The sequence below is a fragment of the Pseudarthrobacter sp. W1I19 genome (assembly GCF_030817835.1).
Classification (GTDB): domain Bacteria; phylum Actinomycetota; class Actinomycetes; order Actinomycetales; family Micrococcaceae; genus Arthrobacter.
Genome location: NZ_JAUSZR010000001.1, coordinates 2,730,962 through 2,750,758 on the forward strand (window position 1 = coordinate 2,730,962; position 19,797 = coordinate 2,750,758).

The window sequence follows — 19,797 nt, forward strand, 5'->3', positions numbered from 1 at the left end:
AGGAGCCCCATGGTCAAGGAACACCACGTCCGCGTCCACAAGAGCGAAGAGAACCTCCCCCGCGAAGACCAGCTGGCGCACAAAATCGCCAGGGTTGCCGCCGACCCCGTGGAGGTCACTGACGACGTCACGGAGATGGTGATCAACCGGATCATCGACAACGCCTCGGTGGCCATCGCGTCGCTGAACCGGGCCCCGATCGTGGCCGCCCGCGCGCAGACACTCACCCATCGGCCCAGTACGGGTGGCAAGGGTGCGAAGGTTTTCGGGATCGGCGAACGGGTCTCCCCCGAATGGGCGGCCTGGGCCAACGGAGTGGCGGTGCGGGAGCTGGATTATCACGACACTTTCCTTGCTGCGGACTACTCCCACCCCGGCGACAACATCCCGCCCATCCTCGCCGTCGCCCAGCATGTGGGTTCCAGCGGCCGGGACCTGATCCGCGGGATTGCCACCGGGTATGAGATCCAGGTGAACCTGGTGAAGGCGATCTGCCTGCACAAGCACAAGATCGACCACGTCGCCCATCTTGGTCCGTCCGCCGCGGCCGGCATCGGCACCCTGCTGGGCCTGGACGTCGAGACGATCTTCCAGTCCGTCGGCCAGGCCCTGCACACCACCACCGCAACGCGGCAGTCGCGCAAGGGCGAGATCTCCACGTGGAAGGCCCACGCCCCCGCGTTCGCCGGGAAGATGGCGGTAGAGGCAGCCGACCGGGCGATGCGCGGGCAGACGTCCCCGGTGCCGATCTACGAAGGCGAAGACGGGGTGATCGCCTGGCTGCTGGACGGCCCGGACGCCTCCTACATGGTTCCCTTGCCGGAAGCGGGCGAGGCCAAGCGGGCCATCCTGGACACCTACACGAAGGAACATTCGGCCGAGTACCAGGCCCAGGCCTGGATCGATTTGGCCCGGAAACTGAACCGTGAGCACCCCGAAGCCACCGACCCGGCCAACGTGAAGTCAGTGCTGATCAAGACGAGCCACCACACCCACTACGTGATCGGCTCGGGCGCCAACGACCCCCAGAAGTACGACCCCACCGCCTCGAGGGAGACCCTGGACCACTCCATCCCGTACATCTTCACCGTCGCGCTGCAGGACGGCGCCTGGCACCACGTGGACTCCTACTCCCCCGAACGCGCCGCCCGCCCGGACACCGTGGACCTCTGGCAGAAAGTATCCACCGAGGAAGACCCGGAATGGACCCGCCGCTACCACTCCCTGGACATCAACGAAAAAGCCTTCGGCGGCTCCGTGGAAATCACCCTCACCGACGGCACTGTCATCACCGATGAGATCGCCGTCGCCGACGCCCACCCCCTCGGTGCCCGGCCCTTCGGCCGGGAGCAGTACATCCACAAGTTCCGCACCCTCGCCGCCGGGCTCGTGGAGGAAGCCGAGATCGAACGGTTCCTCGCCGCCGTCGAACGCCTCCCCGAACTCCCCGCAGGGGAACTGGACCAGCTGAACATCACCGCCGCCCCCGGCCTCATCAACCTCGGCGCCGCACCCAAGGGACTCTTCTAGATGCTCTACTCCAAAGTCACCCCCGAACAGAAACGCATCCGGTTCCGCGAACTCCTGGCCTCCGGGGCCATCGCGCAGTTCCCGGGTGCGTTCAACCCGCTCTCGGCCCGGCTGATCGAGGAGAAGGGCTTCGCCGGGGTCTATATTTCCGGTGCGGTCCTGGCCAACGACCTCGGCCTGCCCGACATCGGCCTGACCACCCTCACCGAAGTCGCCACCAGGGCAGGGCAGATCGCCCGCATGACGGACCTGCCCGCCATCGTGGACGCCGATACCGGTTTCGGCGAACCCATGAACGTGGCCCGCACCGTCCAGGAAATCGAAAACGCCGGCCTGGCAGGGCTGCACATCGAGGACCAGTTCAACCCCAAACGCTGCGGCCACCTCGACGGCAAAAACGTCGTGGACCTGGAGACGGCAACCAAACGCATCCGCGCCGCGGCCGACGCCCGCCGTGACCCCAACTTCCTCATCATGGCCCGCACCGACATCCGCGCCGTGGAAGGACTGAAAGCCGCACAGGACCGTGCCAAAGCCCTCGTGGACGCAGGGGCTGACGCCATCTTCCCCGAAGCCATGGCAACATTGGAAGAATTCCAGGCCATCCGTGACGCCGTCGAAGTGCCCATCCTGGCCAACATGACCGAATTCGGCAAAAGCGACCTCTTCACCGTGGACCAGCTCCAGAGCGTCGGAGTGAACATGGTGATATATCCGGTGACCCTTCTCCGTAGTGCCATGGGCGCTGCCGAGCGTACGCTGGAATCGATTAGGGCTCAGGGTACGCAGGAGGCGCAGGTCGGCAGCATGCTGACCCGCGCACGCCTCTACGATCTCGTTGACTACGAAGGCTACAACCGCTTCGACAGCGGAGTGTTCAATTTCCGGGTCCCCGGGGAGTAGGAAAGCTGCACCGGGTACCGCCGGTGCAACAGGCGACAGGAACGAAGGAGTTTCAGCATGGCTGAAGTGGACATCAAAAAGGGCCTAGACGGCGTCGTGGTGGATTACACGTCCGTCTCGAAGGTCAACCCGGACACCAACTCCCTGCTGTACAGGGGCTACCCCGTCCAGGAGCTGGCGGCCAGGTGCAGCTTCGAGGAGGTGGCCTACCTGCTCTGGAACGGCGAGCTGCCCAGCCAGGAGCAACTGACGGAGTTTACTGCACGCGAGCGGGCCGGCCGGGCCCTGGATCCGGTGGTCAAGCAGGTGATCGATGCGCTGCCGGAGACGTCCCACCCCATGGATGTGTGCCGGACGGCGGCGTCGGTGATGGGCGCCCGGCACCCCCTGGCCGAGGATGCGTCGCGCGAAGCGAACATGGCCAAAGCCATCGACCTGTTTGCTGCCATGCCGGCCGTAGTGGCATACGACCAGCGGCGCCGGCACGGGCAGGGCGTCGTCGAGCCGCGTGAGGACCTTGGCTATTCGGCGAACTTCCTTTGGATGACCTTCGGCGAGGAACAGGTGCCGGAGGTGGTGGAGGCGTTCAACGTGTCAATGATCCTCTATGCGGAGCACTCCTTTAACGCGTCCACGTTCACCGCCCGCGTCATCACTTCCACCCTGTCGGATCTCCATTCGGCGGTCACCGGTGCCATTGGCGCCTTGAAAGGGCCTCTGCACGGGGGCGCCAACGAAGCCGTGATGCACACGTTCGACGAGATCGGCATCCGCCCGCAGGAGTCCCTTGAGGAAGCGGCAGCCCGGGCCAAGGCATGGATGGAAAACGCGCTGGCGCAGAAAAAGAAGGTGATGGGGTTTGGCCACCGCGTCTACAAGCACGGCGACTCCCGCGTGCCCACCATGAAGGCCGCCCTGGACAAGATGATCGCCCACTACGGCCGCCCCGAACTCTTGGGCCTCTACAACGGCCTGGAGCAGGCCATGGAAGAAGCAAAGGCCATCAAGCCCAATCTTGACTACCCGGCGGGCCCCACCTACCACCTCATGGGATTCGACACAGCAACATTTACTCCCCTGTTTGTGGCCAGCCGCATCACCGGGTGGACGGCACACATCATGGAGCAGTTGGACGCCAACTCGCTGATCCGCCCGCTGAGCGAGTACGTCGGCCCGGAGGAGCGGCACGTTCCGTAGGGCGGTCTTTCACTGAAAGTTCGACGGCGGCCTGGTCACCTTGAGGTGACCCGCGCCGCCGTCGGCAATTAAAGGGGGCGGCAGCCGTTCAAGGCTGGAGGCCTAGGGCAGGAGGCTTTCCGAGGACGCAACGCCTTCGTTGTCGCTGTCCATGGTGACCACGATATTGACCCTGCCGCCTTCCAGGACCACCGGCAGCCAGTGATCGGCGTCCTGCCACATCCGTTCCACCGGCAACGTGTCCACGCGGAACCACTCGGGGAGGATCTCGTCGCTTTCCACCGGTTCACCCTGCCATGTCCGGGCAGTAAAGAGGCGCGTGTGCATGTCCCAGGCAGGACGGGCCGGGAAGACGAACTGCACCACGCCCGCGTCTGCGAGGTCCTCCTGGCGAACCACCACGCCGGTTTCCTCCCGGACCTCACGGACCACGGCCTGGGCGTCAGTCTCGCCGTGTTCCACGTGCCCACCGATCCCCACTACCTTGCCAAGGCCAAAGCCGGTCCGCTTGAGTCCCAGCAGCACCTCCGGGCCCGAATCCCCGTCACGGAGCAGGAAACAGAGAGTAACCCGTGCTGCAGTCATACGCCCAAGCCTATGGGGTCCGGGAGTTGTCCGCGAAGAAGCGCCAGGAGGCGTCCGGATATGCCAAGCTCTACCTGTGACTCCCGAATCTGCCCACGGGATACGGCCGGCCCGCATCTCGGCCGTCGACGCCCGCCTGCCGGAGTGGCTGGTGCGCAGCCCCTTGTACTGGGGCTGGGCCTGGGCCTGTTTCTGGACACTGCTGATCGTGGTGGACGAATTCGTGGACCTGGCCGGCTGGACATGGTACGTGCTGGTGGCCGCGGCTGCACTGCCCACGCTGCTCAGCACCCTTGCCGTGCTCCACGTGACTCCCCGGCAGCAGGTGAAGGCCGCCCGGGAATCGGTGCTGGGCCTGTTCTTCGTGCGCTTCCTGGCGCTCGTTGCGGCATTTCTGGTGTGGGCCATCTCGGTAGTGCTGAGTGCGTCCATCTCCACCACCATCCAGGCCCTGGCAGGTGATTCAGAGCGCGAAGTGACCGCCCTGGGTTTCAATCTAATGGCAGCCCTGGTCCCGCTGGTGGTGGCCGTCCTGTGGCTGGCGTTTGTTGCCCGCTGCGCCTGGTTCCTGCGGCGGCTTCGCGGCTGGCGACAGGTCCCCACGTTTTCGCGGGTACCGAAATCGTTCCTCCGCGGCCGCCCGCGCCTGCGCCAGGTTGTCATCGGTTTGGCGCATCCGGGTCTGATGTTGCTGGCAGGCATGGGCACGTCCGTGTTGGCTTTCCTGCTGGGCCCGGTGGAATTGACCATCGAGGCGCTGCTCTAGATCCCCGAAGGGCAATCCAACGGGCAGCTCAGGGCTGTTCCGGCGCAGCTTTAGCCGAGCGCCCGCGGGTGTGCTGCCGCGTAGATTTCCCGAAGTGTGTCCGCAGTGACCAGTGTGTATACCTGCGTGGTGGTTACTGAGGCGTGGCCCAGCAGTTCCTGGACCACCCGGACGTCCGCGCCGCCTTCGAGCAGGTGCGTGGCGAAGGAGTGCCGGAGGGTGTGCGGCGAAACATCCTTGGTGATGTTGGCCTTCTCGGCGGCCGCTTTGAGGATTGTCCACGCACTCTGCCGGCTGATCCGGCCGCCGCGCGCATTCAGGAACAAGGCCGGCGTGCCCTTGCCCTTGGCCGCCAGCAGGGGGCGGCCGCGGACCAGGTAGGCGTCCAGGGCCCTGGCTCCGTAGGACCCCAGCGGCACCAGACGCTCCTTGGAGCCCTTGCCGAAGAGCCGCACAATGGCAGGTCCGCTTTCCGCCTCCTGGAGGGAGATGTCGTCCACGTCCAGGCCCACGGCTTCGCTGATCCGGGCCCCGGTGGAGTAGAGGAACTCCAGCAGGGCGCGGTCCCGCAGTCCAGTGGCAGTATCGGTGCCGGCCGCCTCCAGGATCCTGGTGACCTCGTCCACGCTGATGGCCTTCGGCAACCGCTTCCCGGGCATCGGCGGGTGGACGTCGCTGGCAGGGTCGGCAGGGGTGAATCCTTCGAGGGCCCAGAACTTGTGCAGGCCCCTCACGGCCACCACCGTCCTCGCCGCGGACCGCACGCCCAGGGCAGTGCCGCCGTCGGACCCGTCCGACAAAGCACGGACGTATCCTGTGACGTGATGGCGCGTAATGTCCTCCGGGCGGATGCAGCCGGCAGCCGCAAGGTAACGGGAGTACCGGGCCAGGTCCCGGCGGTACGCTGCAAGGGTGTTGGCCGCCAGCCCGCGTTCCACCCCCATGTGCTGGAGGTAGTCGGTGATGGCGCGGTCTATGGCAGTGGGGGCCGCTGCCGGGAGGGTCTTCGCCTCCCCGGCCGGAAGTGCCGTCTCAGCCGAAGGACCAGGGGCCATCAGCGCTGGCTGGGGTGCTCGGGCCAGGGCGCGTCCGCCGGCCGAAGCCCGGTAAATCCGTCAGCGCGGGCGGCAGCCGCGGCAAGGATCCCGACGACGGCGGACGGGTTGTGCAGGCGGCCGGCCAGCACGGACTCCACGGCGTCATCCAGGTTGATCCAGTGGAACTCGATTTCGGCTTCCTCGTCCGTCCGCTCGTGGCGCTCATGGTGCGGAACCTCGGTGAGTTCACGGGCCAGGTAGATTCGAATGGCCTCACTGGAGGAACCCGGTGAGTTGAAGACGTCGGCCAGGACGTTCCATGTGCCGGCGGCAAGGTCCGCCTCTTCGGCGAGTTCGCGGGCCGCGCCCACCTGGAAGTCCTCGCCCTCCACGTCCAGCAGCCCGGCCGGGATCTCCCACAGATCCATGCCCACGGGGTGCCGGTATTGCTTGAGGAGGAGGACCTCGCCGTCGCTGTTCATGGGGAGGATAGCAACGGCGCCGGGGTGGTCAATGTAGTCCCTGGTGAGTGCCTCGCCGCTGTCCTGCAGCTGGAAGGTATCGCTGACTACATCCCAGATCCGGCCTTCGTAGACCTTCTCAGTGGACAAAAGACGGCGCGGGCTCGGTGCATCCGAAACCTTTACTACATGGGTGGCTTCGTGTGTACCGGGCATCGCGCCGTCCTTTATGTCGTGCTGAACTACTTAGCGGCTACCGTACCGGACGGCGCGGCCTCGGCAGCACCGGTGCCCGGAACGGCGGCCGTGTCGGCGCCCTCCTGGTGGTCCAGTGCCGCCTTCACCAGGCCGGCGAACAGCGGGTGCGGCCGGGTGGGGCGCGAGCTCAGTTCGGGGTGTGCCTGGGTGGCCACGTAGTACGGGTGGACGTCCGCGGGCAGCTCAACGAACTCCACGAGCTTGCCGTCCGGGGACGTGCCGGAGAAGACGAGCCCCTCGGCCGCAATCTGGTCGCGGTACTTGTTGTTCACTTCGTAGCGGTGGCGGTGGCGTTCGCTGACGGTGGTCTTGCCGTAGGTTTCGGCGATAACCGAACCGGCGTCGAGCTTGGCTTCGTACAGGCCCAGGCGCATGGTGCCGCCGAGGTCGCCGCCGCCTTCCACAAACTCCAGCTGCTCTTCCATGGTGGCGATGACGGGGTATTTGGAATCGGGCTCGAATTCGCTGGAGGACGCACCTTCCAGCCCCACCACGTTGCGGGCGTACTCGATGACCATGCACTGCAGGCCCAGGCAGAGTCCCAGGACCGGCAGTTTGGTTTCGCGGGCGAACTTCAGTGCGCCCAGCTTGCCCTCGAGCCCGCGGATGCCGAAGCCGCCCGGGACGCAGATGGCGTTGACGCCGTCGAGTGCCTTGATGGCGCCTTCGCGGGTTTCGCATTCGTCCGAGGGGACCCAGCGGATCTTGACCTTGGTGTCGTTCGCGAACCCGCCGGCGCGCAGGGCTTCGGTGACCGAAAGGTAGGCGTCCGGCAGGTCGATGTACTTGCCAACGAGCGCGATTTCCACGTGGTGCTTGGGGTTGTGTACAGCTTCAAGGAGTTTGTCCCAGCTGGTCCAGTCCACGTCCTTGAAGGGAAGGTCCAGGGCGCGCACGATGTAGGAGTCCAGCCCCTGGGAGTGCAGGGTCTTGGGGATGTCATAGATGCTGGGGGCATCGGCGGCATTGACCACGGCGTCGATGTCGACGTCGCACATCCGGCCGATCTTTTCGCGCATCGCCTCGGGCACTTCGCGGTCCGAGCGGATGACGATCGCTTCGGGCTGGATGCCGATGGAGCGCAGCGCGGCGACGGAGTGCTGGGTGGGCTTGGTCTTCAGTTCCTGGGACGGCCCGATGTATGGAACCAGCGAGACGTGCAGGAAGAAGACGTTGGTCCGGCCGATGTCCTGGCGGACCTGGCGGGCCGACTCGAGGAACGGCTGGGATTCGATGTCGCCTACGGTGCCGCCGATTTCGGTGATGATGACGTCCGGGGCGTTCTTGCCTTCGGCTGGCAGGCGCATGCGGCGCTTGATCTCATCGGTGATGTGCGGGATGACCTGCACGGTGTCGCCGAGGTATTCGCCGCGGCGTTCCTTCGCGATCACAGTGGAGTACACCTGGCCGGTGGTCACGTTGGCCGAGCCTTCGAGGTTTTCGTCGAGGAAGCGCTCGTAGTGTCCGATGTCCAGGTCCGTCTCGGCACCGTCGTCCGTGACGAAGACTTCACCGTGCTGGAAGGGGTTCATCGTGCCCGGATCCACGTTCAGGTAGGGATCGAGCTTCTGCATAGTTACAGACAGGCCGCGTGCCCGCAGCAGATGACCGAGGCTCGATGCCGTCAGTCCCTTACCGAGCGAGGACGCCACACCACCGGTTACGAAGATGTGTTTGGTCGTCTTGGACGAGCCCGGGAACCGGGAATTTACACGGGAATTTGATCGCTGCACCACGGAATTCGAGCCTATCATCAAATGAGCCTTCCACGGGTCCGGTAACTGTTTCCCCAAATGATCAAGTCTGCTGGTCCGGCCGTCCGGGAGGCAAGGGGCCGCCCGTTGTCCGGATGCCTCCCCGGGCTGTGTCAGGCCCGCTGTGGCAGCAGTTTCGCGTCGTCCAGCAGCTCCTGCGCGTGCGCCTGCGCGGACTCCGAGTCCTCCTGGCCGGCCAGCATACGGGCCAGTTCGCGGACCCGCTCGGGACCGTCGAGGAGGCGGACATCACTTGACGTGAACCCGGTGGCTGTTTTGCCGTCGGCCCCCCTGACCGAAGTTTTGGTGACGGTGATGTGCTGGTCGGCAAAGGCTGCCACCTGGGGCAGATGCGTGACCACCAGCACCTGCACGTGCCGGGCCAGCATGGCCAGTCGTCGGCCAATTTCGACGGCGGCACGTCCGCCCACGCCTGCGTCCACCTCGTCAAAGACGAAAGTGGGGACGGGATCCACGGCAGCCAGCACCACTTCGATGGCCAGCATGACCCGCGAGAGTTCACCGCCGGACGCCCCTTTGCCCAGCGGCCTGGCCGGCGCGCCGGAGTGCGGCTGCAGCAGGAAGCTGATCTCGTCCGCACCATGCGCCCCCAGCAGGCCCGTGGGCTCGAGGTTGATCACCAGGGTTGCGTCGGCCATGGCCAGGGCCTTGAGCTCGGCACTGACCCGGGCGGAAAGTTCCTTGGCGGCCTTGGCCCTGATCTTGCTGATGGCGGCCGCCTGCTTCTGCAGGTCCGCCTCCGCCTTTGCCACTTCCGCGTCCAGCGTTTCGATCCGGGTTGAATCGTCCTGCAGTTCATCGAAGCGCACGCGGGCTTTTTCCGCCCACTCAAGCACTTCGTCGATGGACGGGGCGTACTTGCGGATCAGCTTGGCAAGGACGGCCCGCCGCTCCTCGATTTCTGCGAGGCGTTCGGGCCCCTCCGTGTCCAGGCTGGCCTGGTAGCTGGCGAGGTCGGTAGCGATGTCGTTCAGGAGGAAGCCCACTTCGGCCAGGCGGGCTGCTGCCGAGCCCAGTTCGGCGTCGTGCTCGGCCACATGCTCCAGCGTCCGCTTGGCGGCGTCCACCAGCGTGGTGGCGTCGCCCGCTTCACCGAAGTCCTCAGCGATCAGCGCCTGGTGGGCTGTGCTCGCCGCGATCCGCAGCTCCTCCACGTTGGCGAGCTTCACCGCCTCCGCCTTCAGGAGCTCGTCCTCCCCCGGCTGCGGATCCACGTCATCGATTTCGGCGAGGGCGGTCTCCAGGGATTCGGCTTCCCGGAGCCGGTCCCGGGCAGCACTGCGCAGGCTGTCCAGTTCGGCCTGGCTCGCCTTCCAGTGGTTGTACAGCTCCTGGTAGGCGGACAGCGGACCCGCCAGGGCGTCCCCTGCGAACTTGTCCAGTGCACCGCGCTGTGCCACGGCGCCCTTGAGCCGGATCTGGTCCGACTGGCCATGGACCACCACCAGGGTCTCGCCGATCTCGGCGAGGACACCCACAGGGGCGGCCCTGCCGCCCAGGAAAGCACGGCTGCGTCCGTCCGCACCCAGGCGGCGGGCGAGGATCAGCTCCGCGCCGCCGTCGAACTCTTCAGCCTCCGCACCCGCCTCCAGGGCACGCTCAATGGCGGGATGGCCGGCGTCGAGCTTCAGCACAGCCTCGGCAGTTGCACTTTTGGCGCCGCTCCGGACGGCACCGGCATCAGAGCGGGCGCCCAGCAGGAGGCCGACGGCGGTGACCACCATGGTTTTGCCGGCGCCGGTCTCACCGGTCACCACACTCAGCCCGGGGCCCAGCGGCAGTGTTGCGTCGGTGATGACGCCCAGATCGCGGATTCTCAGTTCTTCAAGCATGGTTCACTTTGCGGTTGAGGGATCGGGATCGATGTCCGGCTGCCCGCTGCCCGGCACCTGCAGCGGCGGCATGGGACGGGGCGTCCGGACGATGGGAATGGGCCCTGTATGGATCGCGTCAGCCTTGGGGACAGGGCCGCGCCACCCGTGGATGGGCAGTTCAAACTTGCGCACCAGCCGGGCCGAGAAGGGTGTCTGGTGGGTGCGGGCCAGCCGTACAGGGGTGGCTGATTTGGTGACCTCCACACGGGCGCCCGGGGGCAGGTCGACGGATCGCCGGCCGTCACACCAGAGGACGCCCTGGGCATCCGTCCGGCCCAGGACTTCCACGGCAAGGCGTGAGCGCGGGGAGACCACCAGCGGCTTCGCGAAGAGCGCATGGGCGCTGATGGGGACGATAACCAGGGCCTCCACCTCCGGCCAGACCACCGGTCCGCCGGCAGAAAACGCGTAGGCGGTTGAACCGGTGGGCGTGGCCAGCACAATGCCGTCGCAGCCGAAGGTGGTCAGCGGGCGCTGGTCCACCTCGGTGACCACCTCAAGCATGCGTTCCCGGTTGGCCTTTTCGATCGCTGCCTCATTCAACGCCCAGGTGTGCCAGATCTTCTGTCCGCGGACCCAGACCTGGACGTCGATGGTCATGCGCTCTTCCACCGTGTACTCCCGGCTGGCGATCCATTCAACGGTCTGGGCGAGGTCCGCCCGCTCGCTCTCAGCAAGGAAGCCCACATGGCCCAGGTTCACACCCAGCAGGGGCACATCCACTTCCCGGACCAGCTCTGCCGCGCGGAGGATGGTGCCGTCGCCGCCCAGGACCATCACCAGTTCGACGTCGGGCAATTGGACGTGGTCGTGGAGCACTTCCACGGGCTGGGCCAGGTGGCCAAAGAAGCGTTCCATGTCCGCCAGTTCCGAGTCCTGCATCACCGGGACAATGCCGGAGGCGTGCAGCAAGGCGCAGGCCTCCCAGGCGGCCTTCAGTGATTCCTCGCGGCCGGTGTGGGCGAGGACCAATACGCGCCTGCTCATCAGGTTCCGCTCTCTAGTGGTTGTGCCAGATAGTTCCGAGCAAGGCAGCGGTGGCTGCGTCTCGCTCTTCGATCTTAGGCAACTCTTGGCTCATCCTGCGCTTTATCCACAGGAAGTATTCGACGTTTCCGTCCTGGCCGGGCAGCGGGCTCTGCGCGAGGCCGCGCAGGTCGAGGCCGGCATCGAGGGCTGCACGGGCCACTTTCTCCACCGCCATCCGCCGCTCCCGTTCGGAGGTCACCACCCCCGTACGTCCCAGGCGGTCCTTGCCGATCTCGAACTGCGGCTTCACCATCAGCACCAAATCACCGCCGGGTTGGGTGCATCCCGCCAGCGGCTGGACCACGAGGGTCAGCGAAATAAAGGAAAGGTCAGCCACTGTGAGCGCCGCAGGGCCGCCGATATCCCCGGGCGACATATAGCGGACGTTAAGTCCCTCGTGGACTTCCACGCGGGGATCTTCCCGCAGCCGGGGCACCAGCTGGCCGTGCCCGACGTCGACCGCCACCACGTGCGCGGCCCCCCGCCGCAGCAGCACATCAGTAAAGCCCCCGGTGGAGGCCCCGGCGTCAAGGCACCGTTTGCCCGCGGGCAGTACCTCGGGAAAGGCCTCCAGGGCGCCGGCCAGTTTGTGCCCGGCACGGCTCACATAGGTGTCCTGCCCGTCGTGCTGGACCACCAGGTCCTTATCCTCACCGACCTGCAGTGATGCCTTGCCAAGCACCTGGCCCGCAGAGCTGACTTTGCCTTCGGCGATCAGCGATGCCGCGTGGGTGCGGGACCTGGCAAGGCCACGGGCCACCAGGGCCTGGTCGAGCCGCAGCGGCATCAGGCGCCACCGTCCGAGGGGCGGTTGATGGCGGGGTCCCCGCTTGAGGGGTCCGTGTCCAGGGCTGCCCGCAGGTTGTCATGCAGTGCGTTATAGACCTCTTCGTGGTCTGCCACGGGGATCCCAGGCATTCCGTCCAGGGGTGCCAGGGCCTGCTTGACCAGCGGGTCCATCACGTCGGCCTGGCTGCCCAGCGGCCAGTCCGGGGAAGGCTGGGCTGCTGCGGATTCGTCAGTGGGGCTCAGCTCAGTCATCCAACCAGTCTAGTGATCCAGCCAGGCCAGTTTCGGTTCCTGTGCCGTGGAGGCATCCGGAGTGGCCGCCCACCAGGCGGCGCAGGCTGCCCGCCAGGCGTCGAGGCTGTCCTGGCTGCCAATGACGCCCACGGCGCCGTTGGCCACGCGAGCGGTGGCTTCTCCGCACGCGTAAGTGCCGTCGTCGTGCGTCACCTCGGGGTAGGGGCTGTACAGCTCCGTCAGGTCATTGATGATGTAGTTGGGCCGCTCGGCGGCGCGGGCAGCAAGGATTGTTTTCCGGGTGTCGACGCCGGTCAGGACAGCCACGGTGGCAAAGCCGGCGTTGTTGCCGCCCAGGATGTCCGTGTCCAGCCGGTCCCCCACCACCAGCGGGCGCTCTGCTCCAAGCCGCTTGGCGGCGGAGTGGAACAGCGGGGCTTCAGGTTTTCCGGCAACGCGGGGCGTCTGGCCCGTGGCGGCGGTAACAGCGGCCACCAGCGTCCCGTTTCCGGGCGCGATGCCGCGGGCCTGGGGGATGGACATGTCCGTGTTGGTGGCAACCCACACTGTTCCGGCTGCCACAACGTAGGAGGCCTCGGCGAGTTCCTTCCAGCCGATGGCCGGATTGAAGCCCTGGACCACCGCCACTGGATTCTCGTCCTGGCTGTACACCGGCACCAGGCCCACGAGTTCGATTTCCTGGGCAAGTGCCGGGCTGCCAGTAATAAGCACCCGGGAACCCGGGGGCAGCTCGGAGGCGAGCAGCTCCGCGGCGGCCTGTGAGGAGCTGACCACCTGGTCATCGGCCGCCGGTGCGCCGAGCTCTCGGAGGTGGGCCGCGACCTGTGCCGGGGTCCGCGATGCGTTGTTGGTCACGTAACCCAGGCCAACTCCGAGGCCTTCCAGCTGAAGGAGTGATTCCACCGCACCGGGGATGGCGTGCGGGCCCGCATACACCACGCCGTCCAGGTCCGCCAGGAGTGCATCGAACCGGGAGATCAGGCTTGCTTCAGTCATCCGTCTTAGTCTTCCCGGCGATCCTGGTGGCCCTGGTGGTCCTCCGGAGCGTTGCCGGCCGGCAGGTCCTCCCCGTCGTGGCCCAGCTCGTCGTGGCCCAGCTCGTCGGGCTCCACCGAGTCCTCGTCTGACTCGGCGTCGTCTGCAACGAAGTAGTCCGCTTCCTGATCATCGATGCTGGCATCCACGGCTTCTTCAGCTGCAGGCGTTTCTGCTGCCTCGGTTGTGGCTGCCCCGATTGTGGCGGGGGCATCAGCGGCGGTGGATGACGTTGCCGCTGCACCGGAAGCACCGGCGGCGCCGGACGCGGTGGAGGCGGTGGAGGCGCGGTCAAGGAGGCGCCGGCGCTCGGCTTCCTCGCGGGCCTCTTCTTCCTCGTCCCAGCCCAGGTCGATGATGTCGGGTTCTTCGTCAACGCCAAGGCCCAATGCGTTTTCAGCCACTACGGCCTGCTTCTGCCACTTGTCCGCCTCAGTGGTCCGGCCCACGGCAGCCAGTGCGTCAGCGTAGGCGCGGAAGAGGCGGGGGCTGTAGGAGAAGGCGCGGTTGATGTCCAGCTGCGGGATCTCCAACTCGGCAACGGCGGCATCCAGCTGGCCAAGGTCGGTGCGTGCACCCGCGGCCACGATGGCAAGTTCAACCTTGCCGGGAGCGTCCAGGTCCTGGGCTTCCTCGGACCGGACCACATCGAGCGCACGGTCGGGGCGGCCAAGCCCACGTTCGCAGTCGGCCATGACGGGCAGGTGCACGTTGGAGCCGCTGATCCTGCGGTATGTCCGGAATTCACGAAGTGCCTCGCCGTAGTGGCCCGCTGCATAGGCCGTGAGGCCCACGGCTTCGCGGACAGCAGCCAGCCTGCCACCGCGCCGGCTGGCGGCCAGGGCGTGCTGGAAGGCCAACTCCGGCTCGTCGTCGATCAGCCGGCCGGCCATCACCAGGTGGCGGGCGACCCATTCGGCGCTGTTGGCCTCAAGGGTTTTAATCTGGTGCTGGGTGGCGCGGTCAAGTTCGTTGCCCGTAACATCGTCGTCGATCTGGGGGGACCGTTCCCGGTCAGGGCGGTTGGCGCTGCGGAGGTCGCGCACGTTGGGTACGCGGACCGGGCGTTCTTCCTGGCGGTCGCGGCCGAAGGTGCGGGGAGCACCGTCACGGCTGTCGTTGCGGCTCGGACCGCGGTCGAAGCTGCGCGGTGCGCGGCGTTCTTCCTGGCGGTCACCGCGGTTGGGACGGTCATTGCGGTCGCCAAACGGCTTGCGGTTCTCTCCTCCGCCAAAGCCTCGGCGGTCACCTTCGCCCTCCCGGCGCGGACGGTCACCAAACGAACGGTTTTCCCGATCGCCATACGGCTTCCGGTCGCGGTCACCAAAGGGCTTACGCTCGCGGTCACCAAAGGGCTTACGCTCGCGGTCACCGAACGGCTTACGCTCGCCACCACTGAAGCCACGGCGTTCGCCATCGCCATCACGGCGCGGACGATCACCAAACGAACGGTTCTCCCGATCGCCATACGGCTTACGGTCGCCGTCGCCGAACGGCTTACGATCGCGGTCACCGAACGGCTTACGCTCGCCACCACTGAAGCCACGGCGTTCGCCATCGCCATCACGGCGCGGACGATCACCAAACGAACGGTTCTCCCGATCGCCATACGGCTTACGGTCGTCGTCGCCGAACGGCTTACGATCACGGTCGCCGAAGGGCTTGCGCTCACCACCACCGAAACCACGGCGGTCACCCTCACCATCACGGCGCGGACGATCTCCAAAAGGCTTCTTGTCACGGTCGCCGAAGGGCTTGCGCTCTCCCCCGCCCGCTGCACGCTTGGAGGGATCATTGTTGTCCCGGCCGGGCCGGGAGCGGAATCCGCGGGGTTCGCCGCCGGAGTTGTTGTGTCCGCGGAACCCGCCGCGGTCATTCCCGCCGCGGTTGCCGCCATTGTGCTCAGCCATGTGGATTCCTCCTGTTGTGAGCCGACCACTGGCGCAACTGCAGCCGCTCGTATCCGTGTTTCGTTTTCCTACGCAACCCGAAATCAAGCGCTTCGAAGTCCGTACATCTTCATCAATTCTAGTGGAGTTGCTTCGCGGGGCAGGACAGGGCAACCATCAGGCAACGGGATCGTGGCCATCTTCACACCCAACGCACCATCACCTCCTGCAGGTCTCCCACGGACGCTCCATCACGTCCTGCGGGTTTTGAGCCAACGCTCCATCAGTTCCTGCGGCTTCCGGCGCGTCGCTCCATCACTTCCGGTTGGGGTTTGACGGCCGTGCTCCCCGGGGCGGAGTGCGGGAGGTCTCCCCCTTCGAGGCGCGGGAGGTGATGGAGGGTTTCCCAATCCCGTGCGGGAGGTGATGGAGGGTTTCCCAATCCCGTGCGGGAGGTGATGGAGGGTTTTTCGAATCCTGTGCGGGGGGTGATGGGGCGTCCGCCGGTTCAGTGCAGGACGTGATGGGGCGTTGCGGTATCAGTTATCGTCGTTTTGAAGGCCGGTTGGGGACTGTATCTGATAGCTCAGCGGGTTTTGGTGGTTAAAGCAGAGTAGGGCCCTGACGTCTTTTGTCAGGGCCCTACTTCTTCAATTTATGTCCGGCGGTGACCTACTCTCCCACACCCTCCCGGGTGCAGTACCATCGGCGCTGTGGGTCTTAGCTTCCGGGTTCGGAATGGGACCGGGCGTTTCCCCCACGCTATGACCGCCGTAACCCTTCTACCCGTTCCCCCAGGGCTTTGCGCCGTGGTGGGTGGGAAATCTTTGTGGTTACAACATGCTCTCCTTGTTAGGCAGAGCTGTGGTGTTGTTATGTAGTTTTGTGTTTTTGTTCCCTGCAACAAACGTGTTTGGTTTGTTGTTTGGGAACCACATAGTGGACGCAAGCAGTCTTGTTTATCTTTTTACCCGCCCCGGGTGCAAACGCTTTTGAATCCGTTTGCGGGGTGGGTGTGTGGTGTAAGTTATCGGCCTATTAGTACCGGTCAGCTTCACGAGTCGTTAGTCCTCGCTTCCACATCCGGCCTATCAACCCAGTGGTCTGGCTGGGGGCCTCTCACACACAAGGTGTATGGAAATCTCATCTTGAAGCGAGCTTCCCGCTTAGATGCTTTCAGCGGTTATCCCATCCGAACGTAGCTAATCAGCGGTGCACTTGGCAGTACAACTGACACACCAGAGGTTCGTCCGTCCCGGTCCTCTCGTACTAAGGACAGCCCTTCTCAAATTTCCTGCGCGCGCAGCGGATAGGGACCGAACTGTCTCACGACGTTCTAAACCCAGCTCGCGTACCGCTTTAATGGGCGAACAGCCCAACCCTTGGGACCTACTCCAGCCCCAGGATGCGACGAGCCGACATCGAGGTGCCAAACCATGCCGTCGATATGGACTCTTGGGCAAGATCAGCCTGTTATCCCCGAGGTACCTTTTATCCGTTGAGCGACGGCCATTCCACAATGTACCGCCGGATCACTAGTCCCGACTTTCGTCCCTGCTCGAGATGTCTCTCTCACAGTCAAGCTCCCTTGTGCACTTACACTCGACACCTGATTGCCAACCAGGCTGAGGGAACCTTTGGGCGCCTCCGTTACTTTTTAGGAGGCAACCGCCCCAGTTAAACTACCCATCAGGCACTGTCCCTGACCCGGATTACGGGCCGAAGTTAGATGTCCAAAGTGACCAGAGTGGTATTTCAACGATGACTCCACCCGAACTGGCGTCCGGGCTTCAACGTCTCCCACCTATCCTACACAAGCCACTCCGAACACCAATACCAAACTATAGTAAAGGTCTCGGGGTCTTTCCGTCCTGCTGCGCGTAACGAGCATCTTTACTCGTACTGCAATTTCGCCGAGTTTATGGTTGAGACAGCGGGGAAGTCGTTACTCCATTCGTGCAGGTCGGAACTTACCCGACAAGGAATTTCGCTACCTTAGGATGGTTATAGTTACCACCGCCGTTTACTGGGGCTTAAATTCTCAGCTTCGCCGTGAGGCTAACCGGTCCTCTTAACCTTCCAGCACCGGGCAGGAGTCAGTCCGTATACATCGTCTTGCGACTTCGCACGGACCTGTGTTTTTAGTAAACAGTCGCTTCCCCCTGGTCTCTGCGGCCCCGATCCCCTCCCGGACGCGTAGTCCGTTCAAGGTTGGGGCCCCCCTTCTCCCGAAGTTACGGGGGCATTTTGCCGAGTTCCTTAACCATAATTCTCTCGATCGCCTTAGTATTCTCTACCTGATCACCTGTGTCGGTTTGGGGTACGGGCGGCTAAAACCTCGCGTCGATGCTTTTCTCGGCAGCATAGGATCACCAAATCCCCCCAAACGGGGGTCCCATCAGATCTCAGGCATCATGAACAGCGGATTTGCCTACCGTTCGCCCTACATCCTTAGACCGGGACAACCATCGCCCGGCTCGGCTACCTTCCTGCGTCACACCTGTTAATACGCTTGCCTCCCAGGATCAGGTCCTGCGCTCCACCAAAACCCTTCACCCACAAGGGGTGTCGGGCAGGTCTCGGGCAGTTAGTATCCCCTGTTCAGCATGGGCGGTTTTTCGCCGGTACGGGAATATCAACCCGTTGTCCATCGACTACGCCTGTCGGCCTCGCCTTAGGTCCCGACTTACCCAGGGCAGATTAGCTTGACCCTGGAACCCTTGATCATTCGGCGGACGGGTTTCTCACCCGTCTTTCGCTACTCATGCCTGCATTCTCACTCGTGTAGGCTCCACCGCTGGTTTACACCGCGACTTCACTGCCCACACGACGCTCCCCTACCCATCCAAACGCCTGAACCACAAGGGCTTAGCTAATATTTGAATGCCACAACTTCGGCGGTGTACTTGAGCCCCGCTACATTGTCGGCGCGGAATCACTTGACCAGTGAGCTATTACGCACTCTTTTAAGGATGGCTGCTTCTAAGCCAACCTCCTGGTTGTCTGAGCAACTCCACATCCTTTCCCACTTAGCACACGCTTAGGGGCCTTAGTTGGTGGTCTGGGCTGTTTCCCTCTCGACTATGAAGCTTATCCCCCACAGTCTCACTGCTGCGCTCTCACTTACCGGCATTCGGAGTTTGGCTGACGTCAGTAACCTTGTAGGGCCCATTAGCCATCCAGTAGCTCTACCTCCAGCAAGAAACACGCAACGCTGCACCTAAATGCATTTCGGGGAGAACCAGCTATCACGAAGTTTGATTGGCCTTTCACCCCTACCCACAGCTCATCCCCTCCATTTTCAACTGAAGTGGGTTCGGTCCTCCACGACGTCTTACCGTCGCTTCAACCTGGCCATGGGTAGATCACTTCGCTTCGGGTCTAGATCACGCCACTGCAACGCCCTATTCAGACTCGCTTTCGCTACGGCTTCCCCACACGGGTTAACCTCGCGACGTAACACTAACTCGCAGGCTCATTCTTCAAAAGGCACGCCGTCACAACTACTAAGGTTGCTCCGACGGATTGTAAGCACACGGTTTCAGGTACTGTTTCACTCCCCTCCCGGGGTACTTTTCACCTTTCCCTCACGGTACTGGTCCGCTATCGGTCATTAGGGAGTATTTAGGCTTATCAGGTGGTCCTGACAGATTCACACGGGATTTCTCGGGCCCCGTGCTACTTGGGATACTCTCCAGGCGGTACACAACATTACGGTTACGGGGCTCACACCCTCTCTGGCCGGCCTTTCAAGACCGTTCACCTATGCCTGCACATCACACCCCACTGTCCCGGCAGAGACAGAACGGAAAGTCCCACAACCCCGACCATGCAACGCCCGCCGGCTATCACACATGGAACGGTTTAGCCTGATCCGCGTTCGCTCGCCACTACTAACGGAATCACTATTGTTTTCTCTTCCTGCGGGTACTGAGATGTTTCACTTCCCCGCGTTCCCTCCACGCACCCTATGTGTTCAGATGCGGGTCACCAGGCAACTCGCGCCCCTGGCGGGGTTTCCCCATTCGGACACCCTGGGATCACAGTCCGGTTATCGACTCCCCCAGGCTTATCGCAGATTCCTACGTCCTTCTTCGGCTCCTAATGCCAAGGCATCCACCGTGTGCTCTTAAAAACTTGACCACAAAAGATCAAAAAACTAATTCACGAGAGAACCACGAAAACCAACCACACCCCAACACCCCAAAAAGAGGTGCCAACAGCGCAGCCAGATCCAGGTTCATATTCTTGGAAATTGCTTCTTATAAAAGATGCTCGCGTCCACTATGTAGTTCTCAAACAACAACCCCAAACCACACACCCCACACACACAACATGCATGACCGGTGCAGCCAGGAAAACCAGAAACAAACAAACCCGGAAAACCACCACGACCAAAACCGCAGCAACCCCC

General features: G+C 64.1%; 14 protein-coding genes and 2 rRNA genes. 4 read left to right on the plus strand and 12 right to left on the minus strand.

Going from position 1 to position 19,797, the window contains the following annotated elements:
* Positions 1-9 precede the first annotated feature (9 nt).
* From QF038_RS12830 to QF038_RS12840, 3 genes are read left to right on the plus strand one after another with little or no spacing between them, the layout of a single operon-like run.
* Positions 10-1,530 (plus strand): MmgE/PrpD family protein, encoded by a 1,521-nt coding sequence (locus tag QF038_RS12830; RefSeq protein WP_307610486.1) that lies wholly within the window; start codon positions 10-12, stop codon positions 1,528-1,530.
* A complete protein-coding gene (gene prpB / locus QF038_RS12835) occupies positions 1,531-2,433 on the plus strand; it encodes a methylisocitrate lyase (protein WP_307610487.1) in 903 nt (300 codons plus the stop codon).
* A gap of 57 nt (positions 2,434-2,490) precedes the next feature.
* Positions 2,491-3,630, plus strand: coding sequence for a bifunctional 2-methylcitrate synthase/citrate synthase (locus QF038_RS12840; RefSeq protein WP_307610488.1), 1,140 nt, complete (start codon positions 2,491-2,493; stop codon positions 3,628-3,630).
* Between the two features lie 102 nt (positions 3,631-3,732).
* On the opposite strand, the gene QF038_RS12845 is transcribed toward QF038_RS12840, so the two are convergent.
* On the minus strand, positions 3,733-4,215 hold the full coding sequence (locus QF038_RS12845) for an 8-oxo-dGTP diphosphatase (RefSeq protein WP_307610489.1): 483 nt from the start codon (positions 4,213-4,215) through the stop codon (positions 3,733-3,735).
* Positions 4,216-4,291: 76 nt separating this feature from the next.
* Between QF038_RS12845 and QF038_RS12850 the strand changes: the two genes are divergently transcribed.
* Positions 4,292-4,981: a hypothetical protein gene (locus tag QF038_RS12850; protein ID WP_307610490.1), complete on the plus strand. Its 690-nt coding sequence runs from the start codon at positions 4,292-4,294 to the stop codon at positions 4,979-4,981.
* Between the two features lie 50 nt (positions 4,982-5,031).
* On the opposite strand, the gene xerD is transcribed toward QF038_RS12850, so the two are convergent.
* The 11 genes from xerD to QF038_RS12905 all read right to left on the minus strand — a co-directional run bounded on the left by xerD (position 5,032) and on the right by QF038_RS12905 (position 19,526).
* On the minus strand, positions 5,032-6,036 hold the full coding sequence (gene xerD, locus QF038_RS12855; protein WP_307610491.1) for a site-specific tyrosine recombinase XerD: 1,005 nt from the start codon (positions 6,034-6,036) through the stop codon (positions 5,032-5,034).
* Positions 6,036-6,695 (minus strand): NUDIX hydrolase, encoded by a 660-nt coding sequence (locus QF038_RS12860; protein ID WP_307610492.1) that lies wholly within the window; start codon positions 6,693-6,695, stop codon positions 6,036-6,038. Before QF038_RS12860 ends, xerD begins: the two co-directional genes overlap by 1 nt.
* Before the next feature lie 26 nt (positions 6,696-6,721).
* Positions 6,722-8,491: a CTP synthase gene (locus tag QF038_RS12865; RefSeq protein WP_307610493.1), complete on the minus strand. Its 1,770-nt coding sequence runs from the start codon at positions 8,489-8,491 to the stop codon at positions 6,722-6,724.
* Positions 8,492-8,604: 113 nt separating this feature from the next.
* Entirely contained in the window at positions 8,605-10,344 is a 1,740-nt protein-coding gene (gene recN, locus QF038_RS12870; RefSeq protein WP_307610494.1) for a DNA repair protein RecN, read from the minus strand.
* Positions 10,345-10,347: 3 nt separating this feature from the next.
* Positions 10,348-11,373 (minus strand): NAD kinase, encoded by a 1,026-nt coding sequence (locus tag QF038_RS12875; protein WP_091422076.1) that lies wholly within the window; start codon positions 11,371-11,373, stop codon positions 10,348-10,350.
* A 13-nt stretch (positions 11,374-11,386) separates the two neighbouring features.
* A complete protein-coding gene (locus QF038_RS12880) occupies positions 11,387-12,202 on the minus strand; it encodes a TlyA family RNA methyltransferase (protein ID WP_307610496.1) in 816 nt (271 codons plus the stop codon).
* Positions 12,202-12,456, minus strand: a complete 255-nt coding sequence (locus QF038_RS12885) for a hypothetical protein (RefSeq protein ID WP_307610497.1) — start codon at positions 12,454-12,456, stop codon at positions 12,202-12,204. The genes QF038_RS12880 and QF038_RS12885 overlap by 1 nt, the downstream gene beginning before the upstream one ends.
* 9 nt (positions 12,457-12,465) lie before the next feature.
* Positions 12,466-13,455 carry an HAD-IIA family hydrolase gene (locus tag QF038_RS12890; protein ID WP_307610498.1) on the minus strand — a complete coding sequence of 330 codons (990 nt, stop codon included), beginning with the start codon at positions 13,453-13,455 and terminating at the stop codon, positions 12,466-12,468.
* Between the two features lie 5 nt (positions 13,456-13,460).
* Positions 13,461-15,404 (minus strand): hypothetical protein, encoded by a 1,944-nt coding sequence (locus QF038_RS12895; RefSeq protein ID WP_307610499.1) that lies wholly within the window; start codon positions 15,402-15,404, stop codon positions 13,461-13,463.
* A 638-nt stretch (positions 15,405-16,042) separates the two neighbouring features.
* Positions 16,043-16,159 (minus strand): 5S ribosomal RNA (gene rrf, locus QF038_RS12900).
* A gap of 241 nt (positions 16,160-16,400) precedes the next feature.
* A 23S ribosomal RNA gene (locus tag QF038_RS12905) occupies positions 16,401-19,526 on the minus strand.
* Positions 19,527-19,797: the final 271 nt, after the last annotated feature.